This window comes from Actimicrobium sp. CCC2.4 (assembly GCF_034347385.1).
GTDB lineage: Bacteria > Pseudomonadota > Gammaproteobacteria > Burkholderiales > Burkholderiaceae_D > Actimicrobium.
Genome location: NZ_CP133777.1, coordinates 1,829,501 through 1,843,887, shown reverse-complemented (window position 1 = coordinate 1,843,887; position 14,387 = coordinate 1,829,501). Strand labels below are relative to the sequence as shown.

Below are 14,387 nucleotides of genomic sequence, written 5' to 3'. Positions count from 1 at the left end.
TCATGGCCGGCATTCTTTATCTCATTCCCAATACGCTCAGCGCTGCACTGAGTGCTGCCGACGATCTGCTTGCATCAATTATTCCGGATGAAGTCCAGAAAATCACCGCACGACTCGACTATTTCATTGCTGAAAATGCAAAAACAGCCAGAGCCCATTTAAAACTTGTGTCACGTAATCATCCGCTTGCTATCGCGCTACAAGAGATTCGTATTGATGAGTTAAATATCAATACGGATGCAGCAGCGCTACCCGCACTGCTCGCGCCAGTGCTTGCCGGGCGCGATGCAGGACTGATTTCAGAAGCGGGAGTCCCCGCCGTCGCGGATCCAGGTGCAAACCTGGTCAGACTGGCGCATCAACATGGCATCCGGGTGAAGCCGCTGGTGGGTCCGTCGTCGCTATTGCTCGCGGTAATGGCGAGCGGACTGAACGGGCAGAGCTTCGCCTTCAACGGCTACTTGCCGATAGACGGTGGCCAGCGCTTGAAACGGATCAAAACATTGGAAGACCGCTCACGCCAGGAAAAACAAACTCAGCTATTCATCGAAACGCCCTACCGCAACCTTGGATTGCTGGAAGCACTCACTTCCACTTGCTCCCCGGGCACGCTGGTTTGCATCGCTACTGACCTGACTACGGAAGAAGAGTCGATACGTACGCAAACGGCCGCACAGTGGAAACGCGAACTGGCCGTTGGCAAATCGCCTGATTTCCACAAGAAACCGACGGTATTCCTGCTACTTGCCGAATGAGCTTCGTAAAATAAAAAACGGCGACCTGGTCGCCGTTTTTTATTGCTCAGAGAAAAGTTCGCGTGATCGCTGTCGTTTCAGGTCAGTGCAATTGCAGGACAGTGCCGGACACAATCGCCTTCATCGCCCCTGCGCCCATCGCGGCACCAAATTTCTTCAAAACGCGCTCAGGCAAACCTTCATGCTGCGTGTAATCAACCACGTCTTCTGCCTTGAACTCATCACGGGCAACGCTATCGATCGTGCCAAAACCGTCGGCCAGACCCATCTCGACGGCTTTTGTACCAGTCCAGAACAAGCCTGAAAACGTCTCCGGAGTCTCCTTGAGCCGTTTGCCACGTCCCTTGCGAACCACTTCGATGAATTGCTGATGAATTTCGTCAAGCATCGCTTGCGCATAGGCTTTTTGCTTTTCACTTTGCGGGCTGAACGGATCCATGAATCCCTTGTTGACGCCCGCCGTTTGCAATCGACGCTCAACGCCGACCTTATCCATCAAGCCGGTAAAGCCAAAACTGTCCATCAACACACCGATGGAGCCGACAATACTGGCCTTGTTGACAAATATCTTGTCCGCAGCAACCGCGATGTAATAACCGCCGGAAGCGCACATTTCGTCAACTACGACATACAGCGGCTTTTTTGGATAAAGCTTGTGCAAACGACCAATTTCATCGTTGATCATGCCCGCCTGAACCGGACTACCGCCCGGACTATTGATGCGAAGTATGATGCCCACAGCAGCGGTGTCGGCATAGGCCTTATTCAAGGCAGGAATCACCGATTCTGCAGATCCGCTACCGCCACCGGCCTCGATCGTGCCATCAATGTCGATGAGTGCGGTATGCGTGGTCAGCACTTCTGTATCTGTTTTCCCGAAACTGACGAACGCCCAGATGCCGAACACTACGGCGGCCAACGTCGCCAGCCTGAAAAAGATGCCCCAACGCCGGCGGGCACGCTGCTCGCGCAACGCTTCATAGGCCAACTTTTCGATGACGTCACGCTCCCATCCGTCTTTCATGGGCTTGCTACCTGATGCGGCCGGCTGGGCTGAATTGAAATCATCATTGCTCATACTTATTTTCCTATCGGTCGAAAACTCAGGCTTTGGCTGCTGTTACGTAAGTGTCAGGACACCAGGCGATTTGGCCGTTGGTTTCAGTGACGGCAATCGCGCGAAGTTTGCCACCGCGACATGGCCCTCCCTCACAGCGTCCGCTCTCCGGCGCATAGATTGCACCATGCGTTGCGCACATCAGATACAGGCCGCTGGACTCGAAAAACTCACCTTCGGCCCAATCAAGTTCGATCGGCACATGGGCGCATCGGTTGAGGTAACCATACACGACACCACCAAAACGTATGACGAAGCCGGTCGCATCGGCACCTGCTGCCGTCACCGCAAAACGGACACCTCTGCCACCTTCAATGACAGCAGCCGATTCGCACACTGCAATTGCGGAAAAATCAGGCATTGTCAGTCAGCCAGGCATGCAACTCAGGAACGGAGTTGGCCGCAAACATAGGCTTCAAGACCGCAAGCTCCTGGGCAGAGTGTGCCCCGTAATGGACCGCGACGCCGCCAGCGCCTGCATTCAATGCCATCTGCAAATCGTGCGTCGTATCGCCGATCATCAAGGTGCGCTTCATGTCCTGGCCCAGCTCACGGGTCAGCTCCTGCAACATCGCCGGATTTGGCTTCGAAAAGGTTTCATCTGCGCAGCGCGTCGCATCGAACAGTGACAATAACTTGGCGGCATTGAGCGCCCGGTTCAGCCCCACCCGACTTTTCCCGGTCGCCACAGCCAGAAAATATCCTGCTTGCGACAAGTCGGACAGCATTTCGCGAACGCCATCAAACAAGGTCAGATCATTGCCCGTCGCCAGATAGTGATGGCGGTAGCGCTCCACCATTTTCGGGTAATACTTGGGATCAAGATCCGGCAAAGCCGCCTCCATCGCATCCTGCAAGCCCAAGCCAATCACGTAGGATGCCGCGCGCTTGTCCGGAATGGGCAAGCCCAGGTCCCGGGCAGAATCCTGTATGCACTTGACGATGGTGGCAGTGCTGTCCATCAAGGTACCGTCCCAATCGAACACGATCAGATCAAATTGTTTTCGCGCCATGTCATGCCCGATGGCGCTGCCACCGGCTCCTTCAAGTTGGGATGGTTACTTTACGACAGGTGTACCGGCAGTCGGTGCTTCTGTCAGGCTGGCCAGGAACCGCAGGCAATCCGGCGTCAACGACGCATTGAGCGTCACGGGCTTGCCGGACTCCGGATGCACGAACGTTATCTGGTGCGCATGCAAAAACATCCGCTTGAGCGCCACTCGTTTGCCATCCGCCTTTTGCAAGGCCCTGTTCAACGCAAAATCGCCGTATTTGTCGTCACCGGCAATGGGAAATCCGCTTGAAGCGGCATGAACCCGGATTTGGTGCGTTCGGCCAGTCTTTAACTCCGCTTCCAGAAAAGCAAAGTTTTCGTATTTTCGCAGCAATGTGAACACCGTGTGCGATGCCAGGCCATCGGCTTGTACCCGCACCCGCCGTTCGCCGTCCGGGGCATTAAATTTATGCAGCGGCAGTTTGATGTGCTGGCGGGCATTTTGCCAATCGCCCTGCACAAGTAGCAGATAGCGCTTATCGATTTCGCCATCACGGATTTGCTCGTGGAGGTTGGTCAACGCTGAGCGTTTTTTTGCCAGCATCAATATGCCAGAGGTATCGCGGTCCAGCCGGTGCACCAGCTCCAGAAATTTGGCATCCGGCCTCGCAGCACGCAATTGCTCAATCACCCCGTAACTGACGCCCGATCCACCATGTACAGCAACACCGGCAGGCTTGTTGATGATCAGGAGATGACTGTCTTCGAAAAGGGTAACGAACTCGGTACCTGGCGCTGTGGATTCTTTTTTTTCAGCAACCCGCACAGGCGGTACGCGGACCACATCGCCTTCGGTCAACCGGTAGGTCTGGTCAATGCGGCCCTTGTTGACACGCACTTCTCCGGAACGCAGCACCCGATAGATATGACTTTTGGGTACGCCTTTACAGATGCGTAAAAGAAAATTATCTATCCGCTGGCCCGACTCTTCATCGGAAATCGTGATGAGCTGAACTTGGGGAGAAACTTGCGACGACCGGGGGGGTGAGAGCGTTTCAGCTTCTTTCCCAGAAAATCTCTCTAAGTCCTTCATTTTGAATATATACTTGTTTCGCAGTAGTTACAAAACAGCTGCTGGTGTGAGAAAGAAGATCATTCTACACAGGGGCGTCTCCATCGGCCTCGCCAATTTGCAAATACGATGGAAAAGATGTGTATGCAGCATTTCTGCGCGAGTCAAGGTCGCACCGTTGATGTCATCGGACAGCGCGCAAGAATATTGACTAGAGAAGTCGGAATGTACGGATAAATTCCGCTAGCTCGCCAGCTCAAAGGCAAGCTTGCGGATTGATGTAGTTGTTCCCTGTTTGCCGATTCTGCTGAACCCGGAAGTGTGTTTAGCTTATCCAGTTCGCCCTGCCGCCGATGCTGCGCTCGATATCCGAAGCGCGCGACGTCCGGCGACATGTTGCCGGTAATCACAACAATGACATCTGCGCTCCGCTGCAACATAACCGGCCTGCCGGTTTGATGCACGCCAAGGCACTTCCCTCCCGCATTCTCCGGTCTCGCGTACATCCCTGTACTTTTGCCGCCATACTAAAAACAAGGCGGCACTGAAGACGACCACTGAGTCGTCACGGAGCAAAATAAAATGAAACGCATGTTATTCAATGCGACGCAGCAAGAAGAACTGCGCGTCGCCATCGTTGATGGTCAGAAACTGATCGACATCGATATCGAAACCACTGGCCGCGAACAGCGCAAATCCAATATCTACAAGGGCGTTATAACCCGCATCGAACCCTCGCTCGAAGCCTGTTTCGTCAGCTACGGCGAAGAGCGCCACGGATTCCTGCCATTCAAGGAAGTCGCCCGCACCTACTTCAAGGAAGGCGTTGATGTCCGCGCCACCTCGATCAAGGAAGCGCTGCGCGAAGGCCAGGAAATCATGGTCCAGGTCGAAAAAGAAGAACGCGGCAACAAGGGCGCCGCCCTGACCTCGTTCGTGTCGCTGGCTGGACGTTACCTGGTCCTGATGCCGAACAATCCGCGTGGCGGCGGTGTCTCGCGCCGGGTCGAAGGCGAAGATCGCCAGGAACTGCGCGAAACCATGGACAAGCTCGACCTGCCCGCCGGCATGTCAGTGATTGCCCGCACTGCAGGCATCGGCCGCAATGTCGATGAATTGCAGTGGGACTTGAATTACCTGATGCAACTCTGGCGTGCCATCGAAGGCGCCGGCCAGTCATCCACCGGCGCCTTCCTGATTTATCAGGAATCCTCACTCGTCATCCGCGCTATCCGCGATTACTTCCAGCCCGACATCGGCGAAATCCTGATCGATACCGACGACATCTACGAACAAGCCCAGCAGTTCATGAGCCACGTGATGCCGGACATGGTTCACCGGGTCAAGCGCTACCGCGACGACGTGCCGCTGTTCTCGCGCTTCCAGATCGAACACCAGATTGAAACCGCGTACTCGCGCACGGTGCCTCTGCCATCCGGCGGCGCGATCGTCATCGATCACACCGAAGCCCTGGTCTCGGTCGACGTCAACTCGGCCCGCGCCACCCGCGGCAGCGACATCGAAACCACCGCCTTTAATACCAATTGCGAAGCCGCCGAAGAAGTCGCCCGCCAGTTGCGCTTGCGCGACCTCGGTGGCCTGATCGTCATCGACTTCATCGACATGGAAAACGCCAAGAATCAGCGCGAAGTCGAAACCCGTCTCAAAGACGCCCTGCACTTTGACCGTGCCCGCGTCCAGATGGGCAAAATCTCACGTTTTGGCCTGATGGAACTGTCGCGCCAGCGCCTGCGTCCATCGCTGTCCGAAGGCAGTCACGTCACTTGCCCGCGTTGCAACGGCACCGGCCACATCCGCGATACTGAATCGTCCGCCTTGCAAGTCCTGCGCATCATCCAGGAAGAAGCAATGAAGGAAAATTCGGCCGCGATCCACATCCAGACGCCGGTCGATGTCGCCGCTTTCCTGCTCAATGAAAAGCGCGGCGAGATCCTGAAAATTGAAACCCGCCATCGGGTCTCGATCATCATGATCCCGAACAAGCACCTCGAAACCCCGCACTACAAGCTTGAGCGCATCAAGCACGACGATGCCCGCCTCGAAGAAATCCAGGCCAGCTATGCGATGGTCGAGGAAGCCGAGACCGACATCAGCTACGGCAAGCGCCAGAAAGAAGAAGCCAAGCCGCGCCAGGAAGCCGTCGTCAAGAGCATCACGCCGGACCAGCCAGCACCGATCGTCGAACGCAAAGTCGTCGAAGCAGCCAAACCGGCTGTCGCAACACCGCCCGCACCAGCAGCCGAAGAAGGCTTCTTGGCCAAGCTGATCGGATTCTTCTTCAGGAAACCGGAAGCTCCTGCGGTTGTCGCACCAGTCGTAGTCGCCAAGCAGGAAGAAAAGACCGACCGCAATGACAAAAACGCCCGCAATGCACGTGGTCGCAGTCGTGGTGGTCGCGGTGGTCGCGACCGGGATGAATCGGGTCGCGAGGAAGGCACCAAGACCGCACCGGTCGCCGAGGTCGCCGCACCGGTAGCCCGCACACCACGCCCACCGCGTGAGCCACGCGAGCCGCGTGAAGTGCGTGAACCGCGCGAAGTCCGCGAGCCGCGCGACAGCGCTGAACCGCGTCGCGAACGCACGCCACGGCCACCACGCGACGAGCGCAAGGAAGTCGCTACTGAAACCCGTAGCGACGAGCTGCTCGTGCCAGTCGCCGTTGGTACCGGCATCGCTGCCGCTGTGTCGGCTGCTGCCGTCCAGGTACTCGGCACTACCACCGCTCAGGATGACGACGAAACCTCCGGCGTCGCTGCGGTCGATGGTGAGACAGGCGAGCAACTGGAAGAGAAGCGCCGGCGCCGGCGTCGTGGTGGTCGCAACCGCAACCGTCGCGATCGTGAAGGTGGCGAAGCTGTCGAAGGCAGTAATGAAGGCGAAGATGGCGAAGAAGCCGCATCGTCTGCCAGCGACAATGCCGAGCAAGTCTTTGTACCGGTGGCCTCGAACGCAATCGCTGCTGCTGCCGCAGATGCCGCAAGTGCCCGTGCTGACCTGCTGGCATCCGATAACGATGTCACTTATCCGGCATCGGCATTGAGCGCCGCGATGCCGGCACCTCTGGTTCCGCAGGAAGTCATCCGTACCGAAGACCGCGTCGCTGCAGTCGCCGTGACGATGCCTGCACCGGTCATGGTTATTGAGCCGGTCGCTGCAGTTGTTGAGCCAGTTGCCGCAGCAGTCGAAACAGCGCCAGTCGTTGTCGAGCCAGTTGCCGCAGTGGTCGAAACAGCGCCAGTCGTCGTCGAGCCGGTTGCTGCAGTAATCGAGATAGCGCCAGTCGTCGTCGAGCCGGTTGCTGCAGTGGTCGAGATAGCGCCAGTCGTTGTCGAGCCAGTTGCCGCAGTGGTCGAGATAGCGCCAGTCGTTGTCGAGCCAGTTGCCGCAGTGGTCGAGATAGCGCCAGTCGTTGTCGAGCCAGTCGCCGCAGTGGTCGAGACAGCACCAGTCGTCATCGAACCAGTTGTCGCAGTGGTCGAAACAGCACCGGTAGTTGTCGAGCCGGTTGCCGCAGCGGTCGAAACAGCGCCCGTGGTCGTTGAGCCAGTCGTCGCAGTGGTAGCCGAGCCAGTCGCCGCCATTACTAAGACCGACGACCTCGCCGACGTGCTGAAGTCAGCCGGCCTGGTGCTGGCAGCGACCGATCCGGTCAAGCTGCAAGCTGCACAGGCCGCAGCGGCCAATACGGCCGAGGCACCACGGGTACGCCGTGAGCGCAAGGTAGTGCCAGTGCAGGCTGAAGAGCCGCTGGTACAAATCGAAACGCAACGCTAAGTGCCGCGCGCATCATGCATCGACTGATGCATGACGCGCGCTAGCCAACCATCGAAAGGGAGCTCACGCTCCCTTTTTTTATCAGGACGCCGATGCCGTCCGCCACCCCGGTTTTTTGATGGGAATACCTGATGTCCACATCTACCCCGATCGACACCGCTGTGCCAGCCGACGTCCCGCTGCGCGAAGCCTTCTGGTACTGGTTCAAGCTCGGCTTTATCAGCTTCGGCGGACCGGCCGGACAAATTGCATTGATGCATGCCGACCTGGTCGAAAAGCGGCGCTGGATTTCCGAGCGGCGATTTCTGCATGCGCTCAATTTTTGCATGCTGCTGCCCGGACCGGAAGCCACCCAGCTCGCCGTCTACATCGGCTGGCTGATGCACCGGACCCGCGGCGGCATCATCGCCGGCGCGCTGTTCGTATTGCCGTCACTCTTCATTTTGATTGCGCTGAGCTGGATCTACTTGATGTTCGGCAACCAACCGGTGGTCGCCGGCATCCTCTATGGAATCAAGCCTGCCGTCGTCGCGATCGTCCTCGCTGCAGCCTACCGGATCGGCTCGCGCACGTTAAAAAATAACTGGTTGCGCGGCATCGCCGTCCTGGCCTTCGCGGCGATCGCGCTGTTGCATCTGCCCTTTCCGTTGATCGTGCTTGTTGCCGGATTGACCGGCTGGATAGGCGGACGCGTTCGACCTGAGCTGTTTCGCCCCGGCGGCAGCCATACCGCCGCGACAGCGACCTACGGACCGGCCCTGATCGATGACTCCACACCCACGCCGGCGCATGCGCACTTTTCACCGGCGCGACTGGCACTGACCGGCGGCATCGGCATTGGATTGGCCGTAATCACCTGGGCAGCCATCGCGCTACTGGCCGGTATCGACAGCACACTGGCACAACTCGGCTGGTTTTTTACGAAAGCGGCCATGCTGACATTTGGCGGCGCGTATGCGGTGTTGCCGTACGTGTACCAGGGTGCCGTCGAACACTACCAGTGGCTGACAGGAATCCAGATGATCGATGGCCTGGCGCTTGGCGAAACCACACCAGGCCCGTTGATCATGATCGTCGCCTTCGTTGGCTTTGTCGGCGGCTGGACCAAAGAAATCTTCGGCGCGCAGCATCTGCTGGCCGCCGGTGTCATTGGTGCTTTTGTCGCGACCTGGTTCACCTTCCTGCCGTCGTTCATCTTCATTCTCGCCGGCGGACCACTGGTCGAATCAACCCGCGACAACATCCGGCTGACCGCGCCACTGACGGCAATTTCAGCGGCCGTGGTCGGGGTCATCATCAGCCTCGCCGTCTTTTTTGCCGACCACGTGTTCCGCTTGCAGGAGGGTGTGGCACGGTGGGACTGGATCGCGATGGCCATCACGTTGAGTGCCTGCGTCGCGTTACTGCGCTATAAAACCGGCCCGATCAAGCTGATCGTTGCCTGTGCAGTTGCGGGCCTCATGGTATCGTTCTACGCCTGATAAAAATGCACCGAGAAAACCCAATCCCATGACAGACAGAGTCATTCCGATCACCGACCTGCGCCAGCAAAACCGCACGCCGCCCATCCCCGCCACCTTGCTCGCCCCCACCGGCCTGCTGACCGATCGCCTGATGCGCCCCTTGCACGACCTGCGCATCTCGGTCACCGACCGCTGCAATTTCCGCTGCGTCTACTGCATGCCGAAAGAGCTGTTCGACAAGGACTATCAATTCCTGCCGCAAACGGCGCTGCTGTCGTTCGAAGAAATCACCCGCATGGCGCGCATTTTCATCGACCACGGTATCGAAAAAATCCGCCTGACCGGTGGCGAACCGCTGCTGCGCAAGCACCTCGAAAAACTCATCGAAATGCTCAGCCGCCTGAAAACACACAGCGGCCGCGACCTCGACATCACGCTCACCACCAATGGCTCGCTACTCGCCAAAAAAGCCCAATCGCTGAAAGATGCAGGTCTCAAGCGTGTCACCGTCTCGCTCGATGCGATCGATGAAGCCACCTTCCGGATGATGAACGATGTCGACTTTCCAGTGGCCGACGTGCTGCACGGCATCGATGTCGCGCACGCGGTCGGGCTCGGTGCTATCAAGGTCAACATGGTCGTCAAGCGCGGCATGAATGATCAGGAAATCCTGCCGATGGCGCGCCAGTTCAAGGATTCGCCGGCGATTCTGCGCTTCATTGAATACATGGATGTCGGTGCCTCGAACGGCTGGAAAATGGATGAAGTCATGCCGTCCTCCGAAATCATCGCGCGCATCGGCAGCGAATTTCCATTGCAGCAGATCGATCCGAATTACGTCGGCGAGACCGCCGGTCGCTGGCGCTATGCCGACGGCAGCGGCGAAATCGGCGTCATCTCCAGCGTCACGCAGGCGTTCTGCCAGGATTGCAGCCGCGCCCGCCTGTCGACCGAAGGCAAGCTCTACACTTGCCTGTTCGCCACCGCCGGGCACGACCTGCGCGCACTGATGCGCGCCGGTCACAGCGATGCCGAAATCTCCGCCGCTATCGGTCAGGTCTGGCACAAACGCACTGACCGCTATTCCGAACTGCGCAGCGCCGACACCGTCGGCCTGCCACGCAGCGCCAACAAAGTTGAAATGTCCTACATCGGAGGCTGAACCCATGACCACTACCGGATTGATCCTCGCAGGCGGACGCGGCACCCGCATGGGCACCGTCGACAAGGGCCTGCAAAATTTTCGCGGCGCGCCGATGGCGATGCACGCGCTGATGCGCCTGGCCCCGCAGGTCGACGACATCATGATCAACGCGAACCAGAACCTGGCCGCCTATGAAGCGATCTGCACCGCCGTCTGGCCGGACGACATGCAGGGCTTCGCCGGACCGCTGGCCGGCATCCAGACCGGCCTGATGCATTGCGATACGACCTACCTGGTCACCGCGCCGTGCGACTCGCCGTTCCTGCCGGCCGACCTCGTCGAGCGCCTGAAAACGGCCCTGATCGAGAACAATGCCGACCTCGCTGTGGCCGTCACCGGCAGCGCCGGAGAGCGCCAGACGCATCCGGTGTTCTGCCTGATGAAAACCGCGCTGCTGCCGCACCTGACGCTGTTCCTGCAACAGGGTGGCCGCAAGGTCGATGCCTGGTATGCCTCGCTGCCGGTGACAGAAGTCCACTTCGACGATGAAGCCGCCTTCCGAAATATCAACACGCTGGACGACCTGCGTAAATTCGAAACCACCTGATACTGATGAATCCATCTGTCCGTTCCCTCGCCGAAGTCGTCAGCTGCCTGTCCGGCTATGACCCCGATGCCGTTCCGGTAGCGGATGCCCAGCGCATCATCGCCGACTTCATCACGCCGATCGACTGCATCGAGCAACTGGCCTTGCGCAGTGCGCTAGGTCGCGTGCTGGCGCGCGACATCATCTCGCCGATCGACGTGCCATCGCATGACAATTCGGCGATGGATGGCTATGCGCTGCGCAGTGCTGACCTCGGCGATGCCGCTGTCACGCTGGCCGTTGCCGGTACCGCCTACGCTGGCCGTGCCCACGCCGGCAGCGTCGCTCCCGGCCAGTGTGTGCGCATCATGACCGGTGCGGTCATGCCGCCCGAATGCGATACCGTGATCCCGCAGGAATTTACCTTGCACGCAACTCAATTGCACATCACCGTGCCGGCAGGTGCTGTGCGCAGCGGTGACAACCGGCGCTTCCGTGGCGAAGACCTGCGGATAGGCCAGGCCGCTCTGTGCAAGGGCCGCATCCTGCGTCCGGCCGACCTTGGTTTGCTGGCCTCGCTGGGCATCGCCGAAGTGCCGGTGCAGCGCCGCCTGCGCGTGGCGTTTTTCTCGACCGGCGACGAATTACGCTCGATCGGCCAGCCGCTCGATGAAGGCTGCGTCTACGACAGCAACCGCTACACCTTGCATGGCATGCTGACACGGCTTGGCTGCGATCTGATCGACATGGGCGTGGTCAAGGATGATCCCGACTCGCTCGAAGCTGCCCTGCGCCACGCCTGTGAAAACGCCGATGCCATCATCACCTCGGGCGGGGTCTCGGTCGGCGCAGCCGATTACACGCGCGACATCATGGCCCGGCTCGGCGATGTCTCGTTCTGGAAAATCGGCATGCGCCCGGGCCGGCCGATGGCCTTCGGACAGATCAGTTCGAACGGACAGAGTGCCTTCCTGTTCGGCCTGCCCGGCAATCCGGTCGCGGTGATGGTGACTTTTTACTTTTTCGCCCGCCAGGCGCTGCTGCACATGATGGGTGCCGACGCGAGTGCGCCGCCCTTGATGCGGGCGCGCTCGACCGCGGCGATCCGCAAGAAACCCGGCCGCACTGAATATCAGCGCGGCATTCTCTCCACAGACAGCGACGGCTGCCAGCAAGTCCGCATCACCGGCGCACAGGGCTCCGGCATCCTGCGCTCGATGGTCGAAGCCAACTGCATGGTAGTGCTGCATGACGCGCAAGGATCGGTCGCCGCCGGCGATCTGGTCGACGTGATGCTGTTTGACGGACTCACTTAAGCGACAAGGAAACTCCATGGCCAAGCATTTGCAAATTGATTTTGTCTCCGACGTATCGTGCCCCTGGTGCATCATCGGCCTGTTGGCGCTCGAACAGGCAATCGCCCGTGTCGGTGATGAGGTCGAAGTAACGATGCAATTCCAACCCTTCGAACTGAACCCGGACATGCCACGCGGCGGCCAGGACATCACCGAGCACATCACCCAGAAATACGGCTCGACGCCCGCCCAAAGCGCTGCCAACCGCGAGTCGATTCGCGCCCGCGGCGAAGAACTCGGCTTCACCTTCGGCATGAAGCCGCACAGCCGCATCTACAACACCTTCGATGCGCATCGCCTGTTGCACTGGTCCGAAGAAGAAGGCCGTCAGGTCGCGCTCAAGCACGCCTTGTTCGCCGCGTATTTCACCGATGGCCGTGATCCGAGTTCGCATGAAGTGCTGGTCGACGTCGCCATCAAGGCCGGCCTCGACGGCGACCGCGCCGCCAAGATCCTCGCCACCAGCGAGTTCGCCGACGAAGTGCGCGCGCGTGAAAAATTCTTCGTCCGCCAGGGCATCAACTCGGTACCGGCCGTGATCATCAACGAGCGCCACCTGATTGCCGGCGGCCAGCCTGTCGATGTGTTCGAACAGGCGCTGCGCCAGATTATTGCCGAGGACTGATCAGGTCTTGACAGGCGCGGCAGACACCGTCTTGCCGCGCAATTCTTTCTCCGACAATTGCAGGATCATCAGCGGCGCCAGCGCCGAACAGGCAGCACTGATCAGGAACAACTGACGGAACGCGCCATCCGCAGCAACCCGTCCGGACGCATCGCTCATCAGCGAACCAAACAGATCAGCCGGGGCATCCGGCAACGCATGTCGCAACAAGGTCGTCAGTAGCGATGACAGCAAGGCCACGCCCACCGCCCCACCGAGCAAACGTGACAGTGACGTCAAGGCCGTTGCCACGCCAATATGCCCGACTGATACCGCATTTTGCGTTGCCACCATCGAGGTCGGAAACTGAAACCCCAGCCCGACTCCCAGCACCACCAACGCGACCACCATCAAGCCCGGCTGATCCAGCGGACACAGCGCCATCGCGATGCCGCCGACGGTGGCCGCAATCGCTCCGCCTAGCTGCAGCATCTTGTAATGCCCGGTCGCACTCATCAGCCGCCCCGCCAGAAACGCCCCGAGCGGAATCGCCAGCGTCAGCGGCAGCAATCGCAAGGCCGATGAATCTGCCTCCATGCCACCGGCCAGTTGCAAGCGCAACGGCAACAGCACCGACATCGAAATGAACTGGAAAAAGGCGAGGAACAGGACCGCACAGCAGATCGTCACAGTCTTGTTGCGAAACAGCGAGAGCGGAATCAGCGGCGCGCTACTGCGACTCGAATGCCAGCCGAACAGCAGCAGCATCGTGATACCGCCGATGGCCAGCAGCAGATTGAACGGTTCGACCAGCGCCACGCCCTGCCCCAGGCGCGTCATCGCAATGAGCACCGATGTCAGGCCGGTAGCGAACAGCACCGCACCGACGTAATCGACACTGTGCTGCGCATGCGTGACCGGCAGGCTGCGCAATGACCGGCGCACCAGCCACAGCGCCAGCAAGCCCAGCGGCAAATTGATCCAGAAGATGTAGCGCCATGACAGGTAGTGCGTCAGATAGCCGCCAAGAATGGGGCCGGCCAGGCTGGCCGAGGCGTACACGCCGCTGATGTAACCCTGATAGCGGCCGCGCTCGCGCAGCGGCACGACGTTGGCGATGGTGGCTTGGGCGACCGAGATCAGTCCGCCGCCGCCCAGTCCCTGCAAGACCCGGAAGGCTATCAGCTGCGGCATCGACATCGCCAGCGCGCAACCGAGCGAACCCAGCGTGAAGATGATGATGGCGGCACTCAGGCTGGCACTGCGGCCGTGGATATCGCTGAGCTTGCCCCAGATCGGCGTGGCCACCGTGCAGGCCACCAGATAGGCGGAAATCACCCAGGCCATCTGCGCGAAACCATTGAGCTGGCCGGCGATGACCGGCAGCGCCACGGCCACCACGGTTTGTTCGATTGCTCCAAGCAGAATGACAAGCACGAGGCCGCTGATGATCAGGCGGATATTGAGGGGTTGGTCGGCAGGATTTTGCATGCCGGTACTTA

The 14,387-nt window shown here is 59.5% G+C and carries 12 protein-coding genes; 7 read left to right on the top strand and 5 right to left on the bottom strand.

Annotated features, from left to right (window positions below; genetic code table 11):
* Positions 1 to 2: 2 nt before the first annotated feature.
* A complete protein-coding gene (locus tag RHM62_RS08570) occupies positions 3 to 755 on the top strand; it encodes an SAM-dependent methyltransferase (RefSeq protein ID WP_322125082.1) in 753 nt (250 codons plus the stop codon).
* An 82-nt stretch (positions 756 to 837) separates the two neighbouring features.
* On the opposite strand, the gene RHM62_RS08565 is transcribed toward RHM62_RS08570, so the two are convergent.
* From RHM62_RS08565 to RHM62_RS08550, 4 genes are read right to left on the bottom strand one after another with little or no spacing between them, the layout of a single operon-like run.
* On the bottom strand, positions 838 to 1,833 hold the full coding sequence (locus RHM62_RS08565) for a S49 family peptidase (RefSeq protein ID WP_322125081.1): 996 nt from the start codon (positions 1,831 to 1,833) through the stop codon (positions 838 to 840).
* 25 nt (positions 1,834 to 1,858) lie between these two features.
* Positions 1,859 to 2,233 carry a Rieske (2Fe-2S) protein gene (locus tag RHM62_RS08560; protein WP_322125080.1) on the bottom strand — a complete coding sequence of 125 codons (375 nt, stop codon included), beginning with the start codon at positions 2,231 to 2,233 and terminating at the stop codon, positions 1,859 to 1,861.
* Positions 2,226 to 2,885 (bottom strand): HAD-IA family hydrolase, encoded by a 660-nt coding sequence (locus RHM62_RS08555; protein WP_322125079.1) that lies wholly within the window; start codon positions 2,883 to 2,885, stop codon positions 2,226 to 2,228. Before RHM62_RS08555 ends, RHM62_RS08560 begins: the two co-directional genes overlap by 8 nt.
* Positions 2,886 to 2,930: 45 nt before the next feature.
* A complete protein-coding gene (locus RHM62_RS08550) occupies positions 2,931 to 3,959 on the bottom strand; it encodes an RluA family pseudouridine synthase (protein WP_322125078.1) in 1,029 nt (342 codons plus the stop codon).
* 561 nt (positions 3,960 to 4,520) lie between these two features.
* Here RHM62_RS08550 and RHM62_RS08545 point away from each other — a divergent pair.
* The 6 genes from RHM62_RS08545 to RHM62_RS08520 all read left to right on the top strand — a co-directional run bounded on the left by RHM62_RS08545 (position 4,521) and on the right by RHM62_RS08520 (position 12,906).
* Positions 4,521 to 7,733: an Rne/Rng family ribonuclease gene (locus RHM62_RS08545; protein ID WP_322125077.1), complete on the top strand. Its 3,213-nt coding sequence runs from the start codon at positions 4,521 to 4,523 to the stop codon at positions 7,731 to 7,733.
* A gap of 131 nt (positions 7,734 to 7,864) precedes the next feature.
* Entirely contained in the window at positions 7,865 to 9,214 is a 1,350-nt protein-coding gene (gene chrA / locus RHM62_RS08540; RefSeq protein WP_322125076.1) for a chromate efflux transporter, read from the top strand.
* Positions 9,215 to 9,242: 28 nt separating this feature from the next.
* On the top strand, positions 9,243 to 10,358 hold the full coding sequence (gene moaA, locus RHM62_RS08535) for a GTP 3',8-cyclase MoaA (RefSeq protein WP_009666382.1): 1,116 nt from the start codon (positions 9,243 to 9,245) through the stop codon (positions 10,356 to 10,358).
* 4 nt (positions 10,359 to 10,362) lie between these two features.
* Complete coding sequence (mobA, locus tag RHM62_RS08530) at positions 10,363 to 10,947, top strand: molybdenum cofactor guanylyltransferase MobA (RefSeq protein WP_322125075.1); 585 nt, start codon at positions 10,363 to 10,365, stop codon at positions 10,945 to 10,947.
* A gap of 5 nt (positions 10,948 to 10,952) precedes the next feature.
* Entirely contained in the window at positions 10,953 to 12,242 is a 1,290-nt protein-coding gene (gene glp / locus RHM62_RS08525) for a gephyrin-like molybdotransferase Glp (RefSeq protein WP_322125074.1), read from the top strand.
* Positions 12,243 to 12,258: 16 nt separating this feature from the next.
* Positions 12,259 to 12,906 carry a DsbA family oxidoreductase gene (locus RHM62_RS08520; RefSeq protein WP_322125073.1) on the top strand — a complete coding sequence of 216 codons (648 nt, stop codon included), beginning with the start codon at positions 12,259 to 12,261 and terminating at the stop codon, positions 12,904 to 12,906.
* Here the strand turns inward: RHM62_RS08520 and RHM62_RS08515 are convergent, their stop codons facing one another.
* The gene (locus RHM62_RS08515; RefSeq protein WP_322125072.1) at positions 12,907 to 14,376 is read right to left on the bottom strand and encodes an MFS transporter; all 1,470 of its coding nucleotides are present in this window, start codon (positions 14,374 to 14,376) and stop codon (positions 12,907 to 12,909) included.
* Between the last annotated feature and the right edge of the window lie 11 nt (positions 14,377 to 14,387).

What these genes read in the sequence shown, in the direction of transcription:
- RHM62_RS08570 (WP_322125082.1), top strand. Translation starts at nt 3, where the DNA reads ATGGCCGGCATTCTTTATCTCATTCCCAATACGCTCAGCGCTGCACTG.
- RHM62_RS08565 (WP_322125081.1), bottom strand. Translation starts at nt 1,833, where the DNA reads ATGAGCAATGATGATTTCAATTCAGCCCAGCCGGCCGCATCAGGTAGC.
- RHM62_RS08560 (WP_322125080.1), bottom strand. Translation starts at nt 2,233, where the DNA reads ATGCCTGATTTTTCCGCAATTGCAGTGTGCGAATCGGCTGCTGTCATT.
- RHM62_RS08555 (WP_322125079.1), bottom strand. Translation starts at nt 2,885, where the DNA reads ATGGCGCGAAAACAATTTGATCTGATCGTGTTCGATTGGGACGGTACC.
- RHM62_RS08550 (WP_322125078.1), bottom strand. Translation starts at nt 3,959, where the DNA reads ATGAAGGACTTAGAGAGATTTTCTGGGAAAGAAGCTGAAACGCTCTCA.
- RHM62_RS08545 (WP_322125077.1), top strand. Translation starts at nt 4,521, where the DNA reads ATGAAACGCATGTTATTCAATGCGACGCAGCAAGAAGAACTGCGCGTC.
- chrA (WP_322125076.1), top strand. Translation starts at nt 7,865, where the DNA reads ATGTCCACATCTACCCCGATCGACACCGCTGTGCCAGCCGACGTCCCG.
- moaA (WP_009666382.1), top strand. Translation starts at nt 9,243, where the DNA reads ATGACAGACAGAGTCATTCCGATCACCGACCTGCGCCAGCAAAACCGC.
- mobA (WP_322125075.1), top strand. Translation starts at nt 10,363, where the DNA reads ATGACCACTACCGGATTGATCCTCGCAGGCGGACGCGGCACCCGCATG.
- glp (WP_322125074.1), top strand. Translation starts at nt 10,953, where the DNA reads ATGAATCCATCTGTCCGTTCCCTCGCCGAAGTCGTCAGCTGCCTGTCC.
- RHM62_RS08520 (WP_322125073.1), top strand. Translation starts at nt 12,259, where the DNA reads ATGGCCAAGCATTTGCAAATTGATTTTGTCTCCGACGTATCGTGCCCC.
- RHM62_RS08515 (WP_322125072.1), bottom strand. Translation starts at nt 14,376, where the DNA reads ATGCAAAATCCTGCCGACCAACCCCTCAATATCCGCCTGATCATCAGC.